Annotated in this window: 17 protein-coding genes; 6 read left to right on the top strand and 11 right to left on the bottom strand. The window is 69.6% G+C overall.

What is annotated here, in order from left to right:
• Positions 1-40 precede the first annotated feature (40 nt).
• The 6 genes from OG226_RS39635 (at position 41) to OG226_RS39610 (ending at position 7,032) form a co-directional block, all read left to right on the top strand.
• Positions 41-955 (top strand): ABC transporter ATP-binding protein, encoded by a 915-nt coding sequence (locus tag OG226_RS39635; protein ID WP_328684536.1) that lies wholly within the window; start codon positions 41-43, stop codon positions 953-955.
• Entirely contained in the window at positions 945-1,697 is a 753-nt protein-coding gene (locus OG226_RS39630) for an ABC transporter permease (RefSeq protein WP_329351636.1), read from the top strand. Before OG226_RS39635 ends, OG226_RS39630 begins: the two co-directional genes overlap by 11 nt.
• Before the next feature lie 200 nt (positions 1,698-1,897).
• Entirely contained in the window at positions 1,898-3,187 is a 1,290-nt protein-coding gene (locus tag OG226_RS39625; protein WP_329351635.1) for a helix-turn-helix transcriptional regulator, read from the top strand.
• A gap of 13 nt (positions 3,188-3,200) precedes the next feature.
• Positions 3,201-3,956 (top strand): TIR domain-containing protein, encoded by a 756-nt coding sequence (locus OG226_RS39620; RefSeq protein WP_328684533.1) that lies wholly within the window; start codon positions 3,201-3,203, stop codon positions 3,954-3,956.
• Positions 3,953-5,887 carry a hypothetical protein gene (locus OG226_RS39615; protein ID WP_328684532.1) on the top strand — a complete coding sequence of 645 codons (1,935 nt, stop codon included), beginning with the start codon at positions 3,953-3,955 and terminating at the stop codon, positions 5,885-5,887. Before OG226_RS39620 ends, OG226_RS39615 begins: the two co-directional genes overlap by 4 nt.
• A gap of 47 nt (positions 5,888-5,934) precedes the next feature.
• Positions 5,935-7,032 carry a hypothetical protein gene (locus OG226_RS39610; RefSeq protein ID WP_329351633.1) on the top strand — a complete coding sequence of 366 codons (1,098 nt, stop codon included), beginning with the start codon at positions 5,935-5,937 and terminating at the stop codon, positions 7,030-7,032.
• A 77-nt stretch (positions 7,033-7,109) separates the two neighbouring features.
• Here OG226_RS39610 and metK read toward each other — a convergent pair whose 3' ends face one another.
• The 11 genes from metK to OG226_RS39555 all read right to left on the bottom strand — a co-directional run bounded on the left by metK (position 7,110) and on the right by OG226_RS39555 (position 19,772).
• Positions 7,110-8,318 carry a methionine adenosyltransferase gene (metK, locus tag OG226_RS39605; RefSeq protein WP_328684530.1) on the bottom strand — a complete coding sequence of 403 codons (1,209 nt, stop codon included), beginning with the start codon at positions 8,316-8,318 and terminating at the stop codon, positions 7,110-7,112.
• A gap of 249 nt (positions 8,319-8,567) precedes the next feature.
• On the bottom strand, positions 8,568-9,770 hold the full coding sequence (gene coaBC / locus OG226_RS39600) for a bifunctional phosphopantothenoylcysteine decarboxylase/phosphopantothenate--cysteine ligase CoaBC (protein ID WP_329351632.1): 1,203 nt from the start codon (positions 9,768-9,770) through the stop codon (positions 8,568-8,570).
• Positions 9,771-9,882: 112 nt separating this feature from the next.
• A complete protein-coding gene (gene rpoZ, locus OG226_RS39595; RefSeq protein WP_019059732.1) occupies positions 9,883-10,155 on the bottom strand; it encodes a DNA-directed RNA polymerase subunit omega in 273 nt (90 codons plus the stop codon).
• A 40-nt stretch (positions 10,156-10,195) separates the two neighbouring features.
• Positions 10,196-10,789 carry a guanylate kinase gene (gene gmk / locus OG226_RS39590; RefSeq protein ID WP_327405439.1) on the bottom strand — a complete coding sequence of 198 codons (594 nt, stop codon included), beginning with the start codon at positions 10,787-10,789 and terminating at the stop codon, positions 10,196-10,198.
• Positions 10,790-10,848: 59 nt separating this feature from the next.
• Entirely contained in the window at positions 10,849-11,172 is a 324-nt protein-coding gene (locus tag OG226_RS39585) for an integration host factor (protein ID WP_019059734.1), read from the bottom strand.
• A gap of 289 nt (positions 11,173-11,461) precedes the next feature.
• The gene (pyrF, locus tag OG226_RS39580; protein ID WP_328684528.1) at positions 11,462-12,307 is read right to left on the bottom strand and encodes an orotidine-5'-phosphate decarboxylase; all 846 of its coding nucleotides are present in this window, start codon (positions 12,305-12,307) and stop codon (positions 11,462-11,464) included.
• Positions 12,304-13,410 carry a quinone-dependent dihydroorotate dehydrogenase gene (locus tag OG226_RS39575; protein WP_329351631.1) on the bottom strand — a complete coding sequence of 369 codons (1,107 nt, stop codon included), beginning with the start codon at positions 13,408-13,410 and terminating at the stop codon, positions 12,304-12,306. The genes pyrF and OG226_RS39575 overlap by 4 nt, the downstream gene beginning before the upstream one ends.
• A gap of 54 nt (positions 13,411-13,464) precedes the next feature.
• The gene (carB, locus tag OG226_RS39570) at positions 13,465-16,773 is read right to left on the bottom strand and encodes a carbamoyl-phosphate synthase large subunit (protein ID WP_329351630.1); all 3,309 of its coding nucleotides are present in this window, start codon (positions 16,771-16,773) and stop codon (positions 13,465-13,467) included.
• Positions 16,766-17,908 (bottom strand): glutamine-hydrolyzing carbamoyl-phosphate synthase small subunit, encoded by a 1,143-nt coding sequence (gene carA / locus OG226_RS39565; RefSeq protein ID WP_328684525.1) that lies wholly within the window; start codon positions 17,906-17,908, stop codon positions 16,766-16,768. Before carA ends, carB begins: the two co-directional genes overlap by 8 nt.
• Positions 17,905-18,489 (bottom strand): PH-like domain-containing protein, encoded by a 585-nt coding sequence (locus OG226_RS39560; RefSeq protein ID WP_329351629.1) that lies wholly within the window; start codon positions 18,487-18,489, stop codon positions 17,905-17,907. Before OG226_RS39560 ends, carA begins: the two co-directional genes overlap by 4 nt.
• Positions 18,486-19,772 carry a dihydroorotase gene (locus OG226_RS39555; RefSeq protein WP_329351628.1) on the bottom strand — a complete coding sequence of 429 codons (1,287 nt, stop codon included), beginning with the start codon at positions 19,770-19,772 and terminating at the stop codon, positions 18,486-18,488. Before OG226_RS39555 ends, OG226_RS39560 begins: the two co-directional genes overlap by 4 nt.
• Between the last annotated feature and the right edge of the window lies 1 nt (position 19,773).

The following is a 19,773-nucleotide window of genomic DNA, read 5'->3' as shown; positions in this document are numbered from 1 at the left end:
CACAGTATACGTATACGTTGTATATATCGAGGGAGTGCTCATGCTGACCGTCAGCGGCCTGCGTAAACGGTGGGGTCCCGTCCAAGCCCTCGACGGCTTCGACCTCCACATCGAACCCGGCGAGATCTGCGGCCTGATCGGCCACAACGGCGCCGGCAAAACCACCTTCGCCCGCACGGTCGCCGGCCTGGAGCGCCCCGACGCGGGCACAGTCCACGCAGCCGGAGTGGACCTGGCCACAGCCCCACGCTCCGCCCGCACCCTGATCGGCCTGGCCCCCCAGGAACTGGCCCTCTACCCCACCGCCACCCTCCGCCAGAACCTGCGCCTCCACGGCGGTCTCGCGGGCCTGCGCCGCACCGAACTCCGCACCGAAGTGGCCGCCGTAGCCGAGGAGTTGCTCCTCACCGACGTACTCGACCGCCCGATCGCGACCCTCTCCGGCGGCCAGCAGCGCCGCGCCCAGGCGGCCACGGTCCTCCTCCCCCGCCCCCGCGTCCTGCTCCTCGACGAACCCACCGTCGGCGCCGACCCCACCACCCGCGAAGCGCTGCTACGACTCGTCAGGACCCGCGCCGACGAAGGCGCCGCGATCTGCTACACCACGCACTACCTACCGGAGTTGGAGCACCTGGACGCCACCCTCGCGGTCGCCGCGTCCGGCCGCGTGATCGCCCGCGGCAACCGCGCCGACCTCCTCGACGGCCTGCCCGGCGAGGTCACCATGACGTTCCACGGCCCCGTACCCGGGCACCTGGCACAGCCCTCGGCAGCCCCCGACGAACTGCGCTTCAGCACGACGGACCCGGCACGGGAACTGGCCCGAATCCTCCGGGACCTGGGCCCCGACACCACCCGGGTCCGCTCGGCCACGATCCGCGAACCCTCACTGGACGACCTCTACCGCAGCCTGGCCACCGGCCAACTCCCCACGGAGACCCACGATGCGGCCTGAACTCATGTCACCCACGGCCCGCCGCACCTGGGTCATGACCCGCCACACCCTCGTCCTCCTCGTCCGGGACCCGGGAACCCCGCTCGCCTACACCGTCATGTCCCTGGTCCTGCTGAGCGTCCTCCACCCGGTGTACGACCGCCTGGCCACCCCCGGCACACCGGGCATCGTGCAGGCCGCTCCGGGCATCGCGGTGATGTTCACCCTGCTGGCCCTGGACGTGGCAGGCCAACTCCTGCTCTCCGAACGCACTTGGCACACCTGGGATCGTCTGCGCTCCGGCCCGGCGTCCCCTTCGACGATCCTGGCCGGCAAAGCCGCCCCCTTGATCACGCTCTTCCTGATCCAGCAGGCCGTCCTCTTCCTCTTCGCGACCGCGGCCTTCGGCTTCCCCCTCGCCGCCGGCACCTGGCGCGTCCCCCTGCTGGCCCTCCTCTGGGCGGCCTGCGTCACCTCCTGCGGCCTGGCACTCGGCGTCCACACCCGCACCCAGGGCCAGTTGGCCGCCGCCTCCGACATCGGCGCCCTCACCATCACCTGCCTCAGCGGCTGCCTGGTCCCCCTCACCGTCCTCCCCCACTGGGTCTCCACGGTGGCCCCCGCGACCCCGGGCTACTGGGCCCTCCACGGCTTCCAGTCAGCCGTCACCGGCGACACCCGGGCCTACGCACACTCGACAGCGGTCATCACGGCCATCACAGCGGCAGCACTGCTCATCTCGTCCCGCGGCATCCGCCGCTGACCCGCCCGAACAGGCCCCGACAACCGTCGCCCTACGACCGGACCTGGCCGAAACCACTTGCTCGACACGGCAGTTCACGTCGGCTTCGCTCCGGAGGAGGAAACGGGAAACGCCCGTTCCGCCTTGTTCGGCCCAGTCGGCCGGCCCACGCTGAAACGCGGCGCTCATCGGCTGTCGGTCGAGGAGCGACGGAGGTCGAAGTGCTGGATCAATCGCACGAATTCGGGCCGGAGCTGCGTCGAAGGCGCCTCGCCGCCCGGCTCTCTCTGCACCAACTGGGACAGCGCGTGCACTACAGCAAGAGCCAACTGAGCAAGGTGGAACGGGGAATCAAGCGCCCGACGCCCGAACTGGCACGCCTCTGTGACACCGAACTACGTGCCAGGGGTGCGCTCAGCGGGCTCGTGACCGTCCGGCCCTCCGAACCGCCTCTGCCCGTTCCTGGAAACGACGACGAGGTGTGGCTGATGCAACTGCGCAAGGACGGTTCGAGTTCCTTCCAACCGGTGAGCCGCCGCGGGCTCATCACCGCCGGCGCCGCATCGGTGCTGATCATGAACACGGGCGATCCGTGCTCGCTCCCCCTCGAAGGGGCCGAGACCTTCGTGGACGCCTCACGGTTGCTGTTCGACCAGTTCCGGCGGCTCGGTCAGACATCGGGCCCCGCGAGTGTGCTGCCGCCGCTCATCGCCCAGACGCACAGCCTGGAACAGCTCGCTGCACGCAGCGGCCCGCGCGAACGGCACGCCCTGCTGCTCCTCGCCTCCCGCTACGCCGAGTACGCGGGCTGGATGGCCCAGGAATGCGGCGACGACACGGCCGCGATCTGGTGGACGGACCGCGCCGTGCACCTCGCGGCGGCCGCTGCCGACACCGGGTTGGCCACCTACGCCCAGGTCCGGCGCTCCCTGATCAGTCTGTACCGCGGAGACATCGCGGAGGCCGTGCAACTGGCCACGCACGCCCTGGAGAGTGACGCGCCCCTCCGCATCCGCGGCCTGGCCGCCCAGCATCTGGCCCAGGGCGCCGCCGCCGACGGCGACCACGCCACCTGCATGAACAGCCTCGACCGGGCGCGCGGACTCCTCGAACAGGACGCGGCCGACCCCGCCGAACCGATCCTCGGCGCCTCCCACGTACCCGACGTCGTATCGATGTTCACCGGCTGGTGCCTTTACGACCTGGGCCGCCCGAAGCAGGCCGCCGCCCTGCTGGACCAGGAGACCGCCCGCATCCCGGAGCACGCCTTCCGGACGCGGGCCCGCTACGGCGTCCGGCGCGCACTGGCCCACGCGGCGGCGGGCGAGATCGACCACGCCTGCCGCATCACCACCGACGTCCTGCCGTCCGTGCGGCTCACCCACTCCGCCACCATCACCGCCGACCTGCGCCGCCTCAGCCACACCCTCGGCAGACACCCCCGCAACGCCTCCGTACGAGCGCTGATCCCGGACCTGTCCGGCGCACTCGCCCACCCCAACGCCTTCTAGAGGGGCTTCGACCATGCATGAGATCTTCGTCAACTACCGCACCAGGGGCGGCAAAGAGGTCGCCTATTCGTGCGACCGCGTGCTGTCGGCCAGGTTCGGCCCCGACAGCGTCTTCCTCGCCCGGAAGTCGATCGAGCCCGGCAACAACTACATCGACGTCCTGGTCCGGGCCGCCCGCCGCAGTCACGTGCTGCTCGCCCTTGTCGACGAGGAGTGGATCGACGCACCCGACCGGAACAGGCCGGGCAAGCGAGCCCTCGACAACCCCCAGGACTGGGTACGGCGTGAGATCGAGGAGGCGCTGGCCTCCGGGGTGTTGATCGTGCCGCTGTTCATCGGCCGCCGGGTGGAGCAGCTCGATCCCCGACGCCTCCCCAGGTCGTTGGCGGAATTGGCGGAATGCCAGTACACGCGGGTGGATCTGCACAGCCTGGAGACCGATCTCAGTCGGCTCGGCGACCGTCTCGTACGGCTGGTGCCGGCCCTCGCCGCACTGGACAGCAGTGGCACCCCGCCCGATGAATCCACCCGCGCCGAACCCGACCCGACCGTCCGCAACGACCACCAGAGCGGCGGGATAGGCCAGGTGAGCGGCACCGTCGGAACGTATGTGCACGACGCCCGCGGTCCGCTGCACACGGGCAGCGGTGGCCAGTTCAACGGGCCTCAGGTCAACGGCGACGGCACGAACGTCATCTCCGGCGACAACAACGGCGGGATACGTCAAGGTTTCGGCAGCCGGACGCCGCGCGGGGGCGAGGAACGGTGACCGAGACCTTCGGTTCGTACGTCCACGAAGCCCACGGATCCGTCAACAGCGGCCACGGGCCCCAGTTCAACATCTACTACGCGGCCGAGGCCCGGCTGCGCGAACAGGCGAGCAGGCGTCCATGGGCGGTCGCGAAGGAGGATCGCGCGCATCTGGCCAGACGCTTCGTGCCGCCGCGCGGCATGCAGCACGCACGCAACCGGCTGGAGGAAACGAACACGGTACTGATCGACGGGCTGCCGGGCAGCGGCCGGCGCACCGCCGCGCTCATGCTGCTGCACGAACTGTCCGAGGCCCGAGGCAGTCTGCACGAGCTGCCGGACACCTCCGACGACACGTCCACACTGGCTCTCGACGCACAGGACATCGGCGACGGCGACCGGCTGCTGCTGGACCTGTCGGAGGTGGACGAGTCCCGTTACATCGCGGTCCAGACCGCGCTCTCCGACTTCCGCGACAGCCTCGTCCGCCACGGTGCCCATCTCGCCGTGGTCCTCCCCCACCGCCTCGGCTATCTGCTCCGAGCCGAACTGAAGCGCCTGACGATAGAGATCGGCCGTCCCTCGGCGCAGCGTGTGCTGATCACCCATCTCCGGCACGAAGCCATCGAGCCGTCGCAGTCCGAACTGGGCGGCACCCAGCTCACGTCCTACCTGCCCCAGGCTCCGATGCGCGACATCGCCGGACTCGCCCACCGGATCCGACGCCGCCGGGACGTCTCGCCGGCCGACCGGGGTTTCTCCGACTGGCTGGCCGAGTCGCTGGTCGACGAGCACGACCAGACCGCCCGGGTGGCGGCGGATCTCGCCTCCCAGCGCGACGGGCGGCGCAGAGCACTGCTGTTGTCCGTGGCCCTGTTCCACGGGACGACTCCGGGGACGGTACTGCGGGGCGCGAACGCCCTGTTGGGCATCCTCAGCCATCCGCCGGACCCGCGTCCCCGGCTGAACCGGGCGGACCTGCACGCCGAACTCTCCGACATCGGCGCGGAGGTGCGGTCGGACGGTCGGGTGCGGTTTCGCATCGTGGGATACGACCTCGCTGTGAGGGACCACTTCTGGACGTTCCTCCCGGACATCCGCAGGCAGTTGCGCGACTGGTTCGACGTATGCCTGGCCGAGCCCTCGCTCGCTCAGTCCGACCGTAAGGAGGCCGTAGCCAGGTTCGCCGCCCAGAGCCTGCGCACCGCGCGCCCCGAGGATCTGTCCTGGCTGGCACACCGGTGGACGTCGGAGAAGGCACCGGCGCATCTCGTCCCGGACGCGGCCCAGGTCCTCGCGCTCGGCCTGGACGACGAGCAGCACGGCCGTCACTTCCGACAGCAGGTCTACGACTGGAGCACGTCGACGGAGACGGGCAACGGGCTGAGGCGGGTGCTCGTCCTGGTGTGCTCCCGGACGATGGCCCGCTCGCATCCGGACCAGGCGCTCGTCCGGCTGCACCATCTGGCGCGGCGGACGAACGGTGCCGCGGGCGCCCGCCAGGCGCTGCTGGACCTGGCGCGGTCGGACCACCGTCTGTACCGGCGGATGCTGGACCGGCTCGGTGCCGGGATCGCCCAGGGCCAGTGGGGCGAGGACCGCGCCCTCTTCCTCGAACTCGCGGACCCCGTACGGCTCGTGGGACACCGAAGCGTCCGCGAGTCGCTGATCGTCTGCTGGAACGGCGTACTGCGCCACCCCGTCGAATCCTGGACCACCCTTCTGGCACGCTGGCTGACCGCCTGCGAGAACCTCCGTCACCGCGACCTCGTGCTCAGGGTGCTATCCGCCGCCTGCGACACGGACGTCCGGGTCTCCGGATGCCTCTACCGCGCCGCCCTGCACTGGCAGTACGCCGACCCGAGCGCGACCCGTACCGAGACCGTCTCCGTCCTGCTGCGGAAGATCAACACCGCACAGGGCATCGAGTCCTACCCACTCGCCGTCTGATCGCGAGCACCCATCGGGGGCCTTCCATGAGTTCTGGACACAAAGCGATGACGTTGTTCGTCACCGTCATCCTCGGCCTGCTCCTTGTCATCCTCGGGCTGTGCGCCGACTGGCCGCGCTGGGCCTGGGCCGCGTCCGCCGGGCTGTTGGTGGTGATCGGGGTGGTGACGAACAGAGTCCTCACTCCGAAGCGCGAGCCGTTCCCCCGTGAGCTGCTTCCGGAACCGGATCTCCCGTTGCCGGACGCCGCGCGGCAGGATCAGCGCGTGACCCATGTGGCACTGCCCAGTTCGGTGGCCGACTACGACTTCTCGTTCTGCGCGACGGTGCGCTGGCTGGTGCTGGACGCACCCTCTGACGCGCCCTACATCAATCCCGCCGGCCTGGCGATCGACGCCGTACTCCAGCGCGCTCGTGGGGTGGCGGCCCAACAGCCGCCCCACCGCGGCGCGTTCGCACAGCATCAACTCGACGGCGCTCTGGCCACCATGCGCGTCGATGCCACCGGCCGGGTCCTGGCGATGGCGCTGGACGTCTCGCTGAGCCTTCCGGAACACGACCGTGAGCGGCTCGCCAAGCTCTCCGACGTACGCAAGGACGAGGACGTCTGGGAGCACGAACGCAACTACGAGCGCAGCAAGCGCGCCTATCTCGGCGAGGACGTGCTCAAGGACACGGGCAGCGCCGTGGTGTGGTGGCTTTCCCGGAACGAAAGGGAAGTGGAAGGCGCGGTCGACCGCATCGGCCTGCTCGCCCGGCTCTCCGCCGCGGCCAAGAACGAGACGGTCGCGCCACCGTTCGAGCACTTGGTGCCCCCGCCGAGGCCCGTTTTCCCCGACGGCACCACGGACGCCGGGACATCGGCCGACTGGCAACAGCCATACGAGACGGGGGACTTGACGGCGTCCGACAACGGCACCCGGGACGGTCTCACCGTTGACTCACTGCTGGAGTGGTTCGGCTTCTCCACCGACGACGCGGATGTGGACCTGTTCGCGGAACGTCTGATCAACCTCGCCTCGGCACACGGCAAGACCGAGGCCGTGGACGAGATCAAGCGCCGCTTCGAACCCGAGCCAGCGGAACAGACGGACGACGGACCGGACGGCTCGGCTTCGCCCCCGGACGACGAAACCTCGACCTGACTCTCTGACGCACCACCGAGGCCCGGCTCCCCCCAAGGGAAACCGGGCCTCGCAGAGCCTGACGAACGACGCGGAACCTACAGTCCAGCAGCCTTGCGCAGCGCGTCCACGCGGTCGGTGCGCTCCCACGTGAAGTCGGGGATCTCGCGGCCGAAGTGGCCGTAGGCCGCGGTCTGGGCGTAGATCGGGCGCAGCAGGTCCAGGTCGCGGATGATGGCGGCCGGACGCAGGTCGAAGACCTCGTCGATCGCCTTCTCGATCCGGTCCGTGTCGACCTTCTCCGTGCCGAACGTCTCGACGAACAGACCCACCGGCTCGGCCTTGCCGATCGCGTACGCCACCTGCACCTCGCAGCGCGAGGCGAGGCCCGCGGCGACGACGTTCTTGGCGACCCAGCGCATCGCGTATGCCGCCGAACGGTCCACCTTGGACGGGTCCTTGCCCGAGAACGCGCCGCCACCGTGACGGGCCATGCCGCCGTACGTGTCGATGATGATCTTGCGGCCGGTCAGACCCGCGTCACCCATCGGGCCGCCGATCTCGAAGCGGCCGGTGGGGTTCACGAGGAGGCGGTAGCCGTCGGTGTCGAGCTTGATGCCCTCTTCGACGAGCGCCTTCAGCTCGGCCTCGACCACGAACTCGCGGATGTCGGGGGCGAGGAGGGACTCCAGGTCGATGTCCGACGCGTGCTGCGAGGAGACGACCACGGTGTCGAGGCGGACGGCCTTGTCGCCGTCGTACTCGATGGTGACCTGGGTCTTGCCGTCGGGGCGCAGGTACGGGATGGTCCCGTTCTTGCGGACCTCCGAGAGGCGCTTCGACAGGCGGTGCGCCAGGAAGATCGGGAGGGGCATCAGCGTCGGCGTCTCGTCCGTCGCGTAGCCGAACATCAGGCCCTGGTCGCCCGCGCCCTGCTTGTCGAGCTCGTCGTCGTCGCCCTCGACACGGTTCTCGTACGCCGTGTCGACACCCTGCGCGATGTCCGGGGACTGCGCGCCGATGGACACCGACACGCCACAGGAGGCGCCGTCGAAGCCCTTCTTGGAGGAGTCGTAGCCGATCTCCAGGATCTTGTCGCGGACGAGCTGCGCGATGGGCGCGTAGGTCTTGGTGGTGACCTCCCCTGCCACGTGCACCAGGCCGGTCGTGATCAGCGTCTCGACGGCGACCCGGGACTTCGGGTCCTCCCGCAGAAGCGCGTCGAGAATGGTGTCGCTGATCTGGTCAGCGATCTTGTCGGGGTGACCTTCGGTCACGGACTCCGAGGTGAAAAGGCGACGGGACACAACGCTCCCTGAGGTTGCAGCGGCTGCTGGCTGATCATTGGCGGACGGACGGGAGCTGCGCCCGACATCGTCCGAGAACAGTTTATCGGTCGCGGTCGACAGACGGTCCACCTGTCTCGCTTCTCGGGAAACGCTGTGACCTGCGGCACGCGCATTTTGCCGAATGCCTGGTGCTGTTGGCCAGAGCCGCCACGCACCAATGTCAGATTTCGGCGAACCGACAGACGACTGACAGATGGCTGAAACAATTCAGGCGAGACGGTGTGCGACCAGGTCCCACACGGTCTCGGCCAGGGCTTCCTTCGGACCGTACGGAATGGCGGTCTCGCTTCCGTCGACGCCCAGTACAACCGCCTCGTTCTCCTCGGAGCCGAACGTCTTGCGCTCCCCCACCTCGTTCACCACCAGCAGATCGCACCCTTTGCGGGCCAGTTTGGTACGGCCGTTGGCGAGGACGTCGTCCGTCTCGGCGGCGAACCCGACGACCACCTGGCCGGGGCGGGTCCGGTCGGCGGAGATCTCCGCGAGGATGTCCGGATTCCGCACCAGGACGATCGGGTCGGGTTCCTTGTCGTCCTTCTTCTTGATCTTCCCGGTCGCGTACTCCGCCGGTCGGAAGTCCGCGACCGCCGCGGCCATGACGACCGCGTCCGCGTCCGCGGCGGCCTTCAGCACCGCTTCCCGCAGTTGTACGGCGGTCCCGACCGGGACGACGTCCACGCCCGCCGGATCCGGCAGTCCCGTGTTCGCGGCGATCAGCGTGACCCGGGCGCCCCGGGCGGCGGCGGTGCGCGCGAGGGCGTAACCCTGCTTGCCGGAGGAGCGGTTGCCGAGGAAGCGGACCGGGTCGAGGGGCTCGCGGGTGCCGCCGGCGCTGACGACGACGTGCCGGCCCCTGAGGTCGGGCTCGGTGACGCCCCGCGCGAGCACCCGGCGGCAGACCTCGAAGATCTCGGCGGGGTCGGGCAGCCGCCCCTTGCCGGTGTCGACGCCGGTGAGGCGGCCGACGGCGGGCTCGATGACGACGGCGCCGCGGCGACGCAGTGTCGCCACGTTCTCCTGGGTGGCCGGGTGTTCCCACATCTCCGTGTGCATGGCGGGCGCGAAGACGACCGGACAGCGGGCGGTGAGAAGGGTGTTGGTGAGGAGGTCGTCGGCCAGGCCGTGGGCCGCCTTCGCCAGCATGTCGGTCGTCGCCGGTGCCACGATCACCAGGTCGGCGCTCTGGCCGATGCGCACGTGCGGGACCTCGTGGACGTCGTCCCACACCTCGGTCGAGACGGGATGCCCGGAGAGCGCGGACCAGGTGGCCGCACCGACGAAGTGCAGGGCGGACGCGGTGGGGACGACACGGACGTCATGGCCCGACTCCGTCAGTCTGCGCAGCAGCTCACAGGCCTTGTACGCGGCGATGCCACCGCTGACCCCCAGAACGACCTTGGGCTTGTCCACCGTCTCTCCCCGAGCTCGGAAACCTGCGTGCGACTCGTACGACCTGTACGACTCCATGACACACCACAGGCCCGACAGTCGCTGCCGGGCCTGTGGATAAAGCTGCTGCGTCTCAGGTCGCGGGGCCCTCGACGGCCTCGGAGGTCAGCAGACCCGCGTTGATCTCGCGCAGGGCGATGGAGAGCGGCTTCTCGTGGACGTGGGTGTCGACGAGCGGACCGACGTACTCAAGCAGGCCCTCGCCGAGCTGCGAGTAGTACGCGTTGATCTGACGGGCACGCTTGGCGGCGTAGATCACGAGGCTGTACTTCGAATCGGTGGCCTCAAGAAGCTCGTCGATCGGAGGGTTGATGATGCCCTCGGGAGCGGTGATGGAAGAGGACACGCTCTGCCTTCCGAAAGATGGGATGAGATCGGAAAAACGATCACACAACTTCCATCAAGGCTAGCAGCTCGCGCGCTACGTCCTCGACGGAGGTGTTGACCAGGGTCGCGTCGAACTCGGGCTCCGCCGCGAGCTCGATCTTGGCCGCGTCCAGGCGGCGCTCGATCACCTCGGGCGGCTCGGTGCCCCGTCCGGTGAGCCGGCGCACCAGTTCCTCCCAGGAGGGAGGAGCCAGGAACACCGAGTGCGCCTCGGACATGGACTCGCGGACCTGCCGGGCGCCCTGGAGATCGATCTCCAGGAGGACCGGCACGCCGGACTCCAGGTGTTCGAGCACGGCCGTACGCGGCGTGCCGTAGCGGTTGCCGGCGAACTCGGCCCACTCCAGCAGCTCGCCGTTGGCGATCAGCTTGTCCATCTCCTCGTCGGAGACGAAGAAGTAGTGGACGCCGTGCTTCTCGCCGGGGCGGGGCCTGCGGGTCGTCGCCGACACCGAGAGCCACACCTCGGGGTGTTGCTTGCGCATATGGGCGACGACCGTGCTCTTGCCGACCCCAGAGGGGCCGGAGAGCACGGTCAGCCGCGGACGTACGTCCGGGGGCTCGGGGGTCGTCCCCCGGAATGTTGCAGCCATGCAGCGATTATTCCAGCAATCCCGGTGTGCCCGGGACTCCTGGTCCGGAGTGACCGGACTCAGGAACCAGTGCTGCCGAACTCACGCTCCAGGGAGGCGATCTGGTTGGAACCAAGGCCACGGACACGGCGGCTCTCGGAGATACCGAGTCGCTCCATGATCTGCTTGGCGCGGACCTTGCCCACGCCGGGCAGGGACTCAAGCAGGGCGGAGACCTTCATCTTGCCGATGACGTCGTTCTCCTGGCCCTGCTTGATGACGTCATGCAGGGAGGCGCCGGAGTGCTTGAGTCGATTCTTGACCTCGGCCCGCTCCCGGCGAGCCGCGGCGGCCTTTTCGAGCGCGGCTGCGCGCTGTTCAGGGGTAAGGGGCGGAAGAGCCACGCCTACGTCACCTCGGATGTCGAACTGTCGGATACGGACCGGTGAGGAACCTAGTCGCCCCACACCTGGGGAGCTACGAGCAACACGCTTGCCCGTTAACTCTGCTCGGAGACTAGCGGCCAGGGACGCCAGAGTCAGCGAGAACAGAGGAAAAGTCCTGGTCAGCCTGCGCCAGGCCGGACATTCCCGACATAATGCCCCTGATTTGAGGATGTATTCAGACTCAAGTCGCTCCGGAGTCGCCCGTCGAGCCACTCATCGGAGGACTCGATCGACCCGTTCGAACACCTCAGACGGTCGCAAAGGCGACGCGAATCTCCTCCGCGAAGCCGTCCGAGGCCGTCCGCAGGGCTCCCACGTCGGGACCGTGACGTAGAACACTCCGGCTCACGTTCGGGACGACGTTGCGCAGGACCGCTCCGAAGACTCCGGGAAGATCGGCCGGAGTGGCCCCCTGCGCACCGATCCCGGGCGCGAGGATCGGACCGTTGACGGCGAGGTCGTACGACGACAGGTCGCCCAGGGTGGCGCCGACGACGGCCCCGAAGGAGCCCAGCGGCTCCTCCCCCGTGTTCTCGGCGGCAAGGTGGGCCAGCATGGTCGCTCCGATGTTCCGGCCGTCCGCGCGGACCGCGTGCTGCACCTCGCCGCCCTCCGGGTTGGAGGTCAGCGCGAGCACGAAGAGGCCTGCTCCGCTCTCCCGCGCCAGTTCGATCGCCGGGGCGAGCGAGCCGTAGCCGAGATACGGCGAGACGGTCAGGGCGTCGGAGAAGAGCGGGGAGTCCTTCCGGAGGAAGGACTCGGCGTACGCGGCCATGGTCGAGCCGATGTCGCCGCGCTTGGCGTCCATCACGACCAGCGCGCCGGCCGCCCGCGCCTCCTCGACGGACTTCTCCAGGACGGCGATCCCGCGCGAGCCGAAGCGCTCGAAGAAGGCGCTCTGCGGCTTCAGGACGGCGACCCGGTCGGCGAGTGCCTCGACGACCGTGCGGCTGAACCGCTCCAGGCCGGCGACGTCGTCGTTCAGGCCCCACTCGGTGAGCAGCGAGGCGTGCGGGTCGATGCCGACGCAGAGCGGGCCGCGTTCGTCCATGGCCCGGCGGAGACGTGCGCCGAAGGGTTCGAGAGGGCTCATACCGGCTTCCTTGCGTCGGCACCGACCGCGTCGGCGAGGGTGGCGTACGGGCTCGTCCGCAGGCGTGCGGCGAGACCCTTGTGGACGGCGCGGCCCCAGAAGGGCCCTTCGTAGATGAAGGCGCTGTAGCCCTGCACGAGCGTGGCGCCGGCGAGGATGCGCTGCCAGGCGTCCTCGGCGTCCTCGATGCCGCCGACGCCCACGAGGGTGATGCGGTCGCCCACGCGCGCGTGGAGGCGGCGCAGTACCTCCAGGGAACGAGCCTTCAACGGGGCCCCGGACAGTCCGCCGGTCTCCTTGACGAGTTCGGGTTCGGATGTCAGACCGAGGCCCTCGCGCGCGATGGTCGTGTTCGTGGCGATGATGCCGTCCAGGCCGAGTTCGACGGCGAGGTCGGCGACGGCGTCCACGTCCTCGTCGGCGAGGTCCGGGGCGATCTTCACCAGGAGCGGCACCCGGCGGTCGGTCACCGCGCGGTCGGCGGCCTCGCGGACGGCGCTCAGCAGCGGGCGCAGCGCCTCGGTCGCCTGGAGGTTGCGCAGCCCGGGCGTGTTGGGCGACGACACGTTGACGACGAGGTAGTCGGCGTGCCGGGCGAGCCGCTCGGTCGACTTCACGTAGTCGCCGACGGCCTCCTCCTCGGGTACAACCTTGGTCTTGCCGATGTTGACGCCGACGACGGTCCGGAAGACCGCCTCACGCGCCTCCAGACGGGCCGCCACGGCCACGGAGCCCTCGTTGTTGAAGCCCATGCGGTTGATGAGCGCCCGGTCCGGCACCAGGCGGAACAGCCGCTTCTTGGGGTTGCCGGGCTGCGGCTCCCCCGTGACCGTGCCGATCTCGACGTGGTCGAAGCCGAGCATCGACATGCCGTCGATGGCGACGGCGTTCTTGTCGAAGCCGGCGGCGAGCCCGAACGGGCCGTGCATCCGCAGCCCGAAGGCCTCCGTGCGCAGCTCCTCGTACCGGGGCGCGAGGGCGGCCGCGACGAACGTCCGCAGTACGGGGATGCGGACGGCGAGCCGGATCCAGCGGAAGGCGAGGTGGTGGGCCTGCTCCGGGTCCATCCGTTTGAAGACCAGACGGAAGAAAAGCTTGTACATCTCAGTGTCCTCACGAGAAGGGGGACACCGTTTCCGGTGTCCCCCTCGGGGCTGCTAGTCGCGGGCCGCGGTCAGGTGTTGAGCGTGTTCCTGGAGTGAACGCACTCCCACGTCACCGTGGTTGAGGGCGTCGATGCCCTGGACGGCGGCGGCGAGCGCCTGGACCGTCGTGAGGCAGGGCACGGACCGGGCCACGGCCGCCGTACGGATCTCGTAGCCGTCGAGCCGGCCGCCGGTGCCGTAGGGCGTGTTGACGATGAGGTCGACCTCGCCGTCGTGGATGAGCTGGACGATGGTCTTCTCGCCGTTCGGGCCGACGCCCTCGGACTGCTTGCGGACGACCGTCGCGTTCAGGCCGTTGCGGCGGAGGACCTCGGCGGTGCCGGAGGTGGCGAGCAACTCGAAGCCGTGGGCGACCAGTTCACGCGCCGGGAAGATCATCGAGCGCTTGTCGCGGTTGGCGACCGAGATGAACGCGCGGCCCTTGGTGGGCAGCGGGCCGTAGGCGCCCGCCTGGGACTTGGCGTACGCCGTGCCGAAGACGGAGTCGATGCCCATGACCTCGCCGGTGGAGCGCATCTCCGGGCCCAGCACCGTGTCGACGCCCCGCCCGTGGATGTCGCGGAAGCGCGACCACGGCATGACGGCCTCCTTGACGGAGATCGGCGCGTCCAGCGGGAGTTCGCCGCCGTCGCCGTGGGCCGGGAGCAGCCCCTCGGCGCGCAGTTCGGCGACGGTCGCGCCCAGCGAGATGCGGGCGGCGGCCTTCGCGAGCGGTACCGCGGTCGCCTTCGAGGTGAAGGGGACCGTACGGGACGCGCGCGGGTTGGCCTCCAGGACGTAGAGGATGTCGCCGGCCATCGCGAACTGGATGTTGATCAGTCCGCGGACGCCGACTCCCTTGGCGATGGCTTCGGTTGAGGCCCGCAGGCGCTTGATGTCGAAGCCGCCCAGGGTGATCGGCGGCAGGGCGCAGGCCGAGTCGCCGGAGTGGATGCCGGCCTCCTCGATGTGCTCCATGACGCCGCCGAGGTACAGCTCCTGGCCGTCGTAGAGCGCGTCGACGTCGATCTCGATGGCGTCGTCGAGGAAGCGGTCGACCAGGACCGGCCGGGAGGGGCTGATCTCGGTGGACTCGGCGATGTACGACTCCAGGCGGGTCTCGTCGTAGACGATCTCCATGCCCCGGCCGCCGAGGACGTACGACGGGCGGACGAGGACCGGGTAGCCGATCTCGTCGGCGATGGCCTTGGCGCCCACGAAGGTCGTCGCGGTGCCGTGCTTGGGGGCGGGGAGGCCCGCCTCCGCGAGGACCTGGCCGAAGGCGCCGCGGTCCTCGGCGGCGTGGATCGCCTCGGGCGGGGTGCCGACGATCGGGACGCCGTTGTCCTTGAGAGCCTGCGCCAGGCCCAGCGGGGTCTGGCCGCCGAGCTGCACGATCACGCCCGCGACCGGGCCCGCCTGCTGTTCGGCGTGGACGATCTCCAGCACGTCTTCGAGCGTGAGCGGCTCGAAGTACAGGCGGTCGGAGGTGTCGTAGTCCGTGGAGACGGTCTCGGGGTTGCAGTTGACCATCACGGTCTCGTAGCCCGCGTCGCTGAGCGCGAAGGAGGCGTGGACGCAGGAGTAGTCGAACTCGATGCCCTGACCGATGCGGTTGGGGCCCGATCCCAGGATGATGACCGCGGGCTTCTCTCGCGGGGCGACCTCGTTCTCCTCGTCGTAGGACGAGTAGAAGTACGGCGTCTTCGCGGCGAACTCGGCGGCGCAGGTGTCGACCGTCTTGTAGACCGGGCGGATGCCGAGCGCGTGCCGGACCTCGCGGACGACGTCCTCGCGCAGGCCGCGGATCTCGCCGATCTGCTGGTCGGAGAAGCCGTGCCGCTTGGCCTCGGCGAGCAGCTCCGGGTCCAGCTTGTCGGCGGCGGCCAGCTCGTCGGCGATCTCCTTGATGAGGAAGAGCTGGTCGACGAACCAGGGGTCGATCTTCGTGTACTCGAAGACCTCCTCCTGGGTGGCGCCCGCGCGGATGGCCTCCATGACGGTGTTGATCCGGCCGTCGGTGGGCCGTACGGCCTCTTCGAGGAGCTGGACCCTGTCGCCGGGCTCACCGACGAAGGTGAACTGGCTGCCCTTCTTCTCCAGGGAGCGCAGCGCCTTCTGGAAGGCCTCGGTGAAGTTGCGGCCGATGGCCATGGCCTCGCCGACCGACTTCATGGTGGTCGTGAGGGTCGAGTCGGCGCTCGGGAACTTCTCGAAGGCGAAACGCGGGGCCTTCACGACGACGTAGTCGAGGGTCGGCTCGAAGGAGGCCGGGGTCTCGCGCGTGATGTCGTTCGGGATCTCGTCGAGCGTGTAGCCGACGGCCAGCTTGGCGGCGATCTTGGCGATCGGGAAGCCGGTCGCCTTGGAGGCGAGGGCCGAGGAGCGGGACACGCGCGGGTTCATCTCGATGACGATGACGCGGCCGTCGACCGGGTCGATCGCGAACTGGATGTTGCAGCCGCCGGTGTCGACGCCGACCTCGCGGATGATCGCGATGCCCACGTCACGCAGCACCTGGTACTCGCGGTCGGTCAGCGTCATCGCCGGGGCGACGGTGATCGAGTCGCCGGTGTGCACGCCCATGGGGTCGAAGTTCTCGATGGAGCAGACGACGACCACGTTGTCGTTCTTGTCGCGCATCAGCTCCAGTTCGTACTCCTTCCAGCCGAGGATGGACTCCTCCAGGAGGACCTCGGTGGTGGGAGACAGGGTGAGGCCCTGGCCGGCGATGCGGCGCAGTTCCTCCTCGTCGTGCGCGAAGCCGGAACCGGCGCCGCCCATGGTGAAGGAGGGGCGGACGACGACCGGGTAGCCGCCGAGGGTGTCGACGCCGGCGATCACGTCGTCCATGGTGTGGCAGATGACCGAGCGGGCGGACTCGCCGTAGCCGATCTTCTGGCGGACGGCCTCGACGACGTCCTTGAAGAGGTTGCGGTCCTCACCCTTGTGGATGGCCTCGACATTGGCGCCGATCAGTTCGACGCCGTATTTCTCCAGGGTGCCCGCCTCGTGCAGCGAGATGGCGGTGTTGAGCGCCGTCTGACCGCCCAGGGTGGGCAGGAGGGCGTCGGGGCGCTCCTTGGCGATGATCTTCTCGACGAAGTCCGGGGTGATCGGCTCGACGTAGGTGGCGTCGGCGATCTCCGGGTCGGTCATGATCGTCGCCGGGTTGGAGTTGACCAGGATGACGCGGAGGCCCTCGGCGCGCAGGATGCGGCAGGCCTGGGTGCCGGAGTAGTCGAACTCGGCGGCCTGGCCGATGACGATCGGGCCGGAGCCGATGACCAGGACGGACTGGATATCGGTGCGCTTAGGCACGCTGGCCCTCCATCAAAGACGTGAAGCGGTCGAACAGGTAGGCGGCGTCGTGCGGGCCGGCCGCCGCCTCGGGGTGGTACTGGACGCTGAACGCCGGCCGGTCGAGCAGCCGCAGCCCCTCGACGACCTGGTCGTTCAGGCAGACGTGCGAGACCTCGGCGCGGCCGTACGGCGTGTCGGAGACCTTGTCGAGGGGCGCGTCCACGGCGAAGCCGTGGTTGTGCGCGGTGACCTCGACCTTGCCGGTCGTACGGTCCTGCACGGGCTGGTTGATGCCGCGGTGGCCGTACTTCAGCTTGTACGTGCCGAAGCCGAGCGCGCGGCCCAGGATCTGGTTGCCGAAGCAGATGCCGAAGAGCGGGGTGCCGCGCTCCAGGACGGCCCGCATGACGGCGACCGGGTGGTCGGCGGTGGCGGGGTCGCCGGGTCCGTTGGAGAAGAAGACCCCGTCGGGCTGTACGGCGTAGACGTCCTCGACGGTCGCGGTGGCCGGGAGCACGTGCACCTCGATGCCGCGCTCGGCCATGCGGTGCGGGGTCATGCCCTTGATGCCGAGGTCGACGGCGGCGACGGTGAACTTCTTCTCACCGATCGCGGGGACGACGTACGCCTCCTTGGTGGCGACCTCGGCGGAGAGGTTCGCGCCCGTCATCTCGGGGGCCTCGCGCACCTCGGCGAGCATGGTGTCGTCGTCGGGCAGCGTGGGCCCGGAGAAGATGCCGACGCGCATGGCGCCGCGCTCGCGCAGATGGCGGGTCAACGCGCGCGTGTCGATGCCGGAGATCCCGACGACGCCCTGGTTGCGCAGCTCCTCGTCCAGGGAGCGGCGGGAGCGCCAGTTGGACGGCACGCGCGCGGGGTCGCGCACCACGTAACCGGCGACCCAGATGCGCTGCGACTCGGGGTCCTCGTCGTTCACACCGGTGTTGCCGATGTGCGGGGCGGTCATCACGACGACCTGGCGGTGGTACGACGGGTCGGTCAGGGTCTCCTGGTAGCCGGTCATGCCGGTGGAGAACACGGCCTCGCCGAAGGTCACCCCCACGGACCCGTAGGCACGGCCGCGGAAGATCCGGCCGTCCTCCAGGACGAGTACGGCGGGAACCTTGGCGGCTCCCCTGGTGGAGGTGGTCATCGTGCGCCTTCCGTGTCGGTCGTCTCAAGACTCTTGTTGATCATGCTGTTCAGGGTGTCGACCCACTCCGTGTGCTCGGCCGCGTGGTCGGAGCGGAACCCGGAGTCGATCAGCCGGTCCCCGTGCGCCCATGTCACGACCAGCAGGCCGCCCTCGCTGAGGACCTTCCCGGCGATGCCCTTGCCGAGCAGGGCCTCGCGCAGCGCCCCGGCCGGGATGAAGAAGTCGGTGGCTCCCGGTCGTACGACATCCAGGCCGGCCTCCGTCAGGGTCAGCTCGACCCGGCTGCGGGTGCCCAGGCCGTGCGCCACGATGCGGTCGAGCCACTGCCCGGCGGTGGTGGAGCCGTGGTAGCGGCCACTCATCGTTAGTTTCGCCTCGCCGGGCTCGTCCGGCGCGGTGGGGAGCTCGGGGACGTCGCCCTGGAGCGTGCCGCGCCACTTCCAGCCCTCGCGCATCAGCCAGTAGACGAGCGCGATGAAGAGGGCGAGGCCGACGAGCCAGCCGATACGAGCGGCCCAGTCGGTCACCGGGGCGGACTTCTCCCCGGCCGCGAGGTGGGTCAGTTCCAGAGGTGTCACGTGAGCTTCCCGTCGACGAGCGTGGCCTTGCCCCGGAGCCAGGTGTGCGTCACACGGCCCGGCAGCTCACGCCCCTCGTACGGGGTGTTGCGACTGCGCGAAGCGAAGCCCGCGGGGTCCACCGACCCACGGTATTCCGTGTCGACGAGCGTGAGGTTGGCGGGCTCACCAGCCGAGACAGGACGGCCGTGCCCCACCGCCCGCCCGATCTCGGCGGGCTTGACGGACATGCGCTCGGCGACCCCGGTCCAGGTGAGGAGCCCGGTGTCCACCATGGTCTCCTGCACCACTGACAACGCGGTCTCCAGGCCGACCATCCCCATGGCGGCGGCGGCCCACTCGCAGTCCTTGTCCTCGTGCGGGTGCGGGGCGTGGTCGGTGGCGACGATGTCGATCGTGCCGTCGGCGAGCGCCTCGCGCAGGGCCAGCACATCGCGCTCGGTGCGCAGCGGCGGGTTGACCTTGAAGACGGGGTTGTAGGAGCGCACCAGCTCATCCGTGAGGAGGAGATGGTGCGGGGTGACCTCGGCGGTCACGTCGATGCCCCGGGACTTGGCCCAGCGGACGATCTCGACGGACCCGGCGGTCGACAGGTGGCAGATGTGGACGCGGGAACCGACGTGCTCGGCGAGCAGAACATCGCGGGCGATGATCGATTCCTCGGCCACCGCCGGCCAGCCCCCGAGCCCGAGTTCGGCGGAGACGACACCCTCGTTCATCTGGGCGCCCTCGGTCAGCCTCGGCTCCTGCGCGTGCTGGGCGACGACTCCCCCGAAGGCCTTCACGTACTCCAGCGCCCGGCGCATGATCACCGCGTCGTCGACGCACTTGCCGTCGTCGGAGAAGACGGTGACCCCGGCGGCCGACTCGTGCATCGCGCCCAGCTCGGCGAGCTTCTTGCCCTCCAGGCCGACGGTGACGGCGCCGATGGGCTGCACATCGCAGTAGCCGTGCTCCTGGCCGAGCCGGTAGACCTGCTCGACGACACCGGCGGTGTCGGCGACCGGGAAGGTGTTGGCCATGGCGAACACGGCCGTGTAGCCACCGCTGGCTGCCGCTCGGGTGCCGGTCAGGACGGTCTCGGAGTCCTCGCGGCCGGGCTCGCGCAGGTGGGTGTGCAGGTCGACGAGGCCCGGCAGCAGCACCTTGCCCTCGGCCTCGACGACCTCGGCGCCTTCGGCGGACAGTCCGCTGCCGACCTCGGCGATGGTGTCCCCGTCGATCAGCACGTCCTGCGGCTCGCCGCCGAGGACCTTCGCACCGCGGATCAGGATCTTGCTCATG

Origin of the sequence: Streptomyces sp. NBC_01261 (assembly GCF_036226385.1) — a bacterium.
GTDB lineage: Bacteria > Actinomycetota > Actinomycetes > Streptomycetales > Streptomycetaceae > Streptomyces.
The sequence above is the reverse complement of the archived record's forward strand: the minus strand, read 5'-3'. Positions and strand labels throughout refer to the sequence as shown.

Coding starts and splice junctions, on each gene's coding strand:
- OG226_RS39635 (WP_328684536.1), top strand. CDS start 41: ATGCTGACCGTCAGCGGCCTGCGTAAACGGTGGGGTCCCGTCCAAGCC.
- OG226_RS39630 (WP_329351636.1), top strand. CDS start 945: ATGCGGCCTGAACTCATGTCACCCACGGCCCGCCGCACCTGGGTCATG.
- OG226_RS39620 (WP_328684533.1), top strand. CDS start 3,201: ATGCATGAGATCTTCGTCAACTACCGCACCAGGGGCGGCAAAGAGGTC.
- OG226_RS39610 (WP_329351633.1), top strand. CDS start 5,935: ATGACGTTGTTCGTCACCGTCATCCTCGGCCTGCTCCTTGTCATCCTC.
- gmk (WP_327405439.1), bottom strand. CDS start 10,789: ATGGCTGCAACATTCCGGGGGACGACCCCCGAGCCCCCGGACGTACGT.
- pyrF (WP_328684528.1), bottom strand. CDS start 12,307: ATGAGCCCTCTCGAACCCTTCGGCGCACGTCTCCGCCGGGCCATGGAC.
- OG226_RS39575 (WP_329351631.1), bottom strand. CDS start 13,410: ATGTACAAGCTTTTCTTCCGTCTGGTCTTCAAACGGATGGACCCGGAG.
- carA (WP_328684525.1), bottom strand. CDS start 17,908: ATGACCACCTCCACCAGGGGAGCCGCCAAGGTTCCCGCCGTACTCGTC.
- OG226_RS39555 (WP_329351628.1), bottom strand. CDS start 19,772: ATGAGCAAGATCCTGATCCGCGGTGCGAAGGTCCTCGGCGGCGAGCCG.